This window comes from Mesorhizobium sp. M7A.F.Ca.ET.027.03.2.1, from assembly GCF_003999175.1.
Taxonomy (GTDB): domain Bacteria; phylum Pseudomonadota; class Alphaproteobacteria; order Rhizobiales; family Rhizobiaceae; genus Mesorhizobium.
The window spans coordinates 1-5412 of sequence record NZ_RZOM01000356.1 but is presented as its reverse complement, the minus strand read 5'-3'; the positions used below and the strand labels follow the sequence as shown (position 1 = coordinate 5412).

General features: G+C 64.5%; 6 protein-coding genes and 1 pseudogene. All 7 read right to left on the bottom strand.

The genetic code is table 11. From position 1 onward, the window contains the following. Positions 1-216 (bottom strand): annotated as a pseudogene (locus EN750_RS16890) (ABC transporter permease); the annotation flags it as partial. Positions 217-271: 55 nt separating this feature from the next. Further along, the gene (locus EN750_RS16885) at positions 272-1183 is read right to left on the bottom strand and encodes an ABC transporter substrate-binding protein (RefSeq protein ID WP_127397086.1); all 912 of its coding nucleotides are present in this window, start codon (positions 1181-1183) and stop codon (positions 272-274) included. Positions 1184-1360: 177 nt separating this feature from the next. Continuing rightward, complete coding sequence (locus EN750_RS16880; protein WP_127397085.1) at positions 1361-2578, bottom strand: MFS transporter; 1218 nt, start codon at positions 2576-2578, stop codon at positions 1361-1363. Next, on the bottom strand, positions 2575-3075 hold the full coding sequence (gene nusB / locus EN750_RS16875) for a transcription antitermination factor NusB (RefSeq protein WP_127322245.1): 501 nt from the start codon (positions 3073-3075) through the stop codon (positions 2575-2577). Before nusB ends, EN750_RS16880 begins: the two co-directional genes overlap by 4 nt. Further along, the gene (gene ribH / locus EN750_RS16870) at positions 3072-3566 is read right to left on the bottom strand and encodes a 6,7-dimethyl-8-ribityllumazine synthase (protein WP_013532245.1); all 495 of its coding nucleotides are present in this window, start codon (positions 3564-3566) and stop codon (positions 3072-3074) included. The genes nusB and ribH overlap by 4 nt, the downstream gene beginning before the upstream one ends. 254 nt (positions 3567-3820) lie before the next feature. Further along, positions 3821-4438 (bottom strand): riboflavin synthase, encoded by a 618-nt coding sequence (locus EN750_RS16865; protein WP_127397084.1) that lies wholly within the window; start codon positions 4436-4438, stop codon positions 3821-3823. Positions 4439-4450: 12 nt separating this feature from the next. Next, a partial coding sequence (ribD, locus tag EN750_RS16860; protein ID WP_127397083.1) for a bifunctional diaminohydroxyphosphoribosylaminopyrimidine deaminase/5-amino-6-(5-phosphoribosylamino)uracil reductase RibD occupies positions 4451-5412 on the bottom strand: 962 nt, incomplete at its 5' end.

The following is a 5412-nucleotide window of genomic DNA, read 5'->3' as shown; positions in this document are numbered from 1 at the left end:
CAGCACAAGTGGTGTCTTGAACAGCGCAATGAGTGCTGCGGCGACAATGATGGCGAGCAGCAGCGTTCCGGTCGTTGCCGGCAGCGCATCGAGAATCGAGCGCGCCTGGCCGGGGACGATGCGGTTGGCACGGAACGTGGCAAAGGGGGCGGCGAAGGCCGCATATGCTGATATCGCGGCGATGACCACGCCGAGCTTGTCGAAGCGGCTGTTCACGCTCTGCCCCGTCAGTCGATCCGGCGCGCCACGAAAGCGACGCGCCGGAATCCTCCTACTTCAGGAAGCCGTTCTTCTTCAGGAAGTCCTCGGCGACGCCCTTGACCGGCTCGCCGCCGACCTGCACGCGACCGTTCAGCTCCTGCAGCGTGACGAGGTCGAGCTTGGCGAAGACCGGCTTCAGCAGCGTCTCGATCTCGGGATGCTCCTTCAGCACCGCTTCGCGGATGATCGGCGCCGGCTGGTAGACCGGCTGCACGCCCTTGTCGTCGTCGAGCACGACGAGCCCGGACGGTGCGATGCCGCCATCGGTGCCGTAGACCATGGCCGCATTGGCGCCGTTGGTCTGGTTGGCGGCCGCGGCAATGGTTGCCGCCGTGTCGCCGCCCGAGAGCGTGATCAGCTGGTCCGGCTTCAGCGTGAAGCCATAGGTGGTCTGGAAGGCCGGCAGTGCAGCCGCCGAATTGACGAACTCGGCGGAAGCCGCCAGCACCACCTGTCCGCCGCCCGCGACATATTTGCCGAAATCGGTGAGCGTGGCGAGCTTGTTGGTTTCGACGACTTCCTTGCGCAGCGCGATCGCCCAGGTGTTGTTGGCGGGCGACGGCGACAGCCAGACGATCTTGTTGGCGTCGTAGTCGAGCTTCTTGGCCGTTTCATAGGCCTTGGCGGCGTCTTTCCAGACCGGGTCGTCGGCCTTTTCGAAGAAGAAAGCGGCGTTGCCGGTATATTCGGGATAGATGTCGATCTCGCCGGCGGTGATCGCCTTGCGCACCACCGGCGTGCCACCGAGCTGGATACGGTCCGATGTCTTGATGTTGTTGGCGTTGAGCACGAGCTGGATGATGTTACCGAGCACGCCGCCCTCTGTGTCGATCTTGGAAGAGACAACCACCTGAGCATTGGCGGAAGCCACCGTGATGCCGAGCGCCAATGCCGCGCCGGCCAGAAACTTGACTGAAAACATTGTGAAACCCCTTGCTATGAACCGAAACGCGGTGACCGCATATGAGCATGGCTTCAACGGCCAGTCGGGGCACACGGTTTCATAACAGTAGGTACAGACGCAATATTTTTGTTCCGAAGCGGTAAATTCGGCCGACATCGTGCTGACAGCGCCGTGTCAGGTGAAACGGCGGATGGATCAGGCTTCAGCTTTGCGCAAGCTCGTCAGCTTGAGCGCGCCGAGCGCCACGAAGCACAGGACGGTGACCGGAAAGACTATCCAGTTCAGCATCTCCCAGCCCCAGGCGTTGTAGACCATGCCCGACATCAGCGAGGCGCAGGCGACGGAGCCGAACAGGACGAAGTCGTGGAAGCCTTGCACCTTGCCCTTTTCCGACGGCCGGTAGGTGGCGGCAACCATCGCGGTCGCGCCGATGAAGCCGAAGTTCCAGCCAAGGCCCAGCAGGATCAGCGACGTCCAGAACTGCCACAGCGCCAGGCCGGACAGAGCGACAATGGCGCAGCCGATGAGCAGGATCAGGCCGGTGGCCACAATGCGTTCGGCGCCGAAGCGATGGATCAGCGAGCCGGTGAAGAAGCTTGGCGCGAACATCGCCATGACGTGCCAGGAGATGCCGAGCGTCGCGTCGTTTTCCGAAAGGCCGCAACCGACCATGGCCAGCGGTGCGCCCGTCATGACGAAGCTCATCAGCGCATAGCTGCCGACCGCGCAGAAAAGCGCGGCGACGAAACGCGGCTGCGTGATGATTTCAGCCAGTGGTCTGGCGTCGCTGTCGGCGATCTCCACCTTGCCGGATGCTTTCGCCGGCAGCCGCAGGAACGACAGGATGATGGCGCCGACGGCGGCCAGCGGCAGGATGGAGATGAACGAACCGGCAAACATGACCGGCGCAAGCAATTCGCGGGTGAAGATGACGATCTGCGGCCCGAGGATGGCGGTGACGACGCCGCCGGCCAGCACGAAGGAGATGGCGCGCGCCTTGAATTCAGGCGGTGCGTTGTCGGCGGCGGCAAAGCGGAACTGCTGGACGAAGGCGCCGCCGACACCGATCGTGAGCAAGCCGAAGGCAAACAGCCAGAAGCCGCCCTGAAAAAGCGCCAAGGAGGCGATCAGGCCACCAAGCGCCGTGACGATCGTGCCGGTCATGAAGCCGCTTCGCTGGCCCATGCTGCGGACGATGGCCGCTGCAGGCAGCGCGCCGAGCGCCACGCCGATGTTGAAGCCGGTGATCGGCGCTGTCGCCAATGACTTGTCGGGACCAAGCAGATATTGCCCGGCCAGCGCGCCCACGGAGATGGCGATGGGGGCCGCCGAGCCGATGATCGCCTGCGAGGCGGCGAGGATCAGCGCGGTGCGGCGCGCCTCCTGACCGGTCTCGAGGGCGATCGCCGTCATGATGCGTCCTTGCCGCGCCCCTCGCCACGCACCCGGCGAGACACACGGTCGAGCACGGCATTGACCAGCTTCGGCTCGTCTTCCTCGTAGAAGGCCTTGGCGATGTCGACATATTCGGAGACGATGACGGCGACGGGGACATCCTCGCGCTTCATCAGTTCGTAGACGCCGGCGCGCAGGATGGCGCGCAGCGTCGAATCCAGCCGCGACAAGGGCCAGTCCTCGGTCAGCGCCTGGCGGATGATCGGATCGATGGTCTTCTGGTTCTCGACGACACCCGCCAGGATGGCGCGAAACCATTGCGCATCGGCCTCGCGATAGAGCGCGCCGTCGACTTCCTTGCCGAGACGAAAGGCCTCATATTCGGCGGTGATCTCGAAGACACCGCTGCCGGCGACATCCATCTGATAGAGCGCCTGCACGGCGGCCAGACGGGCAGCGCCGCGCTTGTTGGCGTGGCGCACCGTGGGCTGGCCGGGCGAAGCGGGTTCGCTCACGATCGCGCTCCCAATTGTTCCTTGAGGGCAATCATGGTCAGCGCCGCACGCGCGGCAAAGCCGCCCTTGTCGCCTTCCGAGCGCTTGGCGCGAGTCCAGGCCTGGGCGTCATTCTCGGTGGTGAGGATGCCGTTGCCGATGCAGACCGAGTCCTGCACGCTCAAATCCATGAGCGCGCGGCTGGACTCATTGGCGACAATGTCGAAATGATAGGTGTCGCCGCGGACGACGGTGCCGAGCGCGACAAAGCCGTCATAATGTGTGCCGCCTTCCGTTGCGCCGTCCAGTGCAAAGGTGATCACCGCGGGGATCTCGAGCGAACCTGGAACGGTGACGACATCATAAGTCGCGCCCGCTTCATCAAGCGCGCTTGTCGCGCCATCGAGCAGCGCGTCGGCAAGGTCGTCGTGAAAGCGCGCTTCGACAATGAGCAGATGCGCCTTCGCCTTCGGACGAATGAAGGCTTTGCCGTGTTGGGATGTACCAGCCATAAAAGTCTCCGGGGAGTTGCCGGTGACTTAGGCCGAAGCCGGGTTCATCGCAAGCGAAGATGTTGCGCCGCCCGGTTTGCCGACCTATTCAGGTTCACCAACCTCGTTTTTGAGATGGCCGTCGAGGCTCTCAACCCAAGCCAGCCCGGCCTGATGATCAATCACACGACCAGCGTCCACATCGGCCAGGGCCTCGAGCGTCCGTCGCCGGTATTCCCCTTCCGGTACAGCCGAGATCCGTCTATTCCTGACCATCAAAGCCCCTCTTTCGTCGCCTCCACCAGCCGCGCCGCGTAGCGGGCCATGGTGTCGATCTCGAGATTGACGCGGTCACCGACCTTGCGCTCACCCCAAGTGGTCACGGTCAGCGAATGGTGGATCAAAAGCACGTCGAAGCGCGCGCCTTCGACCTTGTTGACGGTGAGCGAGGTGCCGTCGAGAGCAACCGAACCCTTGGGCGCGATGAACTTCGCCAGGTCGCGCGGCGCCTCCAACGTGAAGCGCACGGCGTCGCCCTCATCCTTGCGCTCGACGATTTCGGCCATGCCGTCGACATGGCCCGAAACGATGTGGCCGCCGAGTTCGTCGCCGATCTTCAGCGCCCGCTCCAGATTGATCTTGGTGCCGGATTTCCAGCCCGAGGCCGTCGTCAGCCTGAGCGCCTCTTCCCAGGCCTCGACCTCGAACCAGCGCGCATTCGAGCCGCTGTCGGGCAAGGCCGTCACCGTCAGGCAGACGCCGCCGCAGGAGATCGAGGCGCCGATGGCGATGTTCTGCGGGTCATAGGCTGTGTCGATGCGCAGCCCCACCCCTTCCCTGAGCGGCTTGACGGAAGCGACAGTGCCGACATCAGTGACAATTCCGGTAAACATCGGTGTTGATCCCTAAAAGTCTCTTGTCCACTCGGCGTAGCTGTCTTCGCCGAAACGCATCTCGCGCAGCTTGCGAAATCCTGCCGGGATATGGTCAGCGTCAACAGGCGATGCAATGCCGTCGTCGCCGATCGCTTCCGGCCCCTGGAACAGCACAATACGGTCGACCAGCCCATCGGCCAGGAAGGCGCTCGCCACCCTGGCGCCGCCCTCGACCAGCACGCTGCCCATGCCGAGCGCGGCCAGATCCTCGAGCAGTTCCGGCAAGGCTACGCCGCCCTCGTGCGTCTCGGTGCCGATGAAGCGCACACCGGCGCGTTCGAGTGCTGCGCGCCGCAGCGGATCGGCCTCCAGGCAGGCGGCGACATAGAGCGGCACCCGGTCGACGCCCGAAACCAGCTTCGAGGCCTCCGGCAACCGGATCTGGCGGTCGAGCACGATGCGGGCAGGCGAACGGTTCTCCAGCCCCGGCAAACGCACCGTCAGGGCCGGATCGTCCTCAAGGGCCGTGCCGATACCAACCAGTATGCCATCCGCCTCGGCCCGCATCAGATACACTTCGCGGCGCGCGATATCTCCGGTGATCGACACCTGCCCACCGCCTTCCCTGCCGATCTTTCCGTCGCTGGAAAGCGCAAGCTTGAGAATCACTTCTGGGCGTTTTCTTAATGATCGGATCAAATAGCCGGCCATCTGCTCGGAGGCTTGCTCGGCCAACACCTTCTCGACCACCTCGACACCGGCGGCAAGCAGGATCGCGTAGCCCTTGCCGGACACGCGCGAATCGGGATCGCTGGCGGCACCGACGACGCGCACGACGCCGGCATTGACCAGCGCATTGGCGCAAGGCGGCGTGCGGCCGTGATGGGCGCAAGGCTCCAGCGTGACGTAAGCGGTGGCGCCGCGCGCGAGCTCGCCGGCCTCGGCCAGGGCCTCGGTCTCGGCATGCGGGCGGCCGCCGACAGCGGTGACGC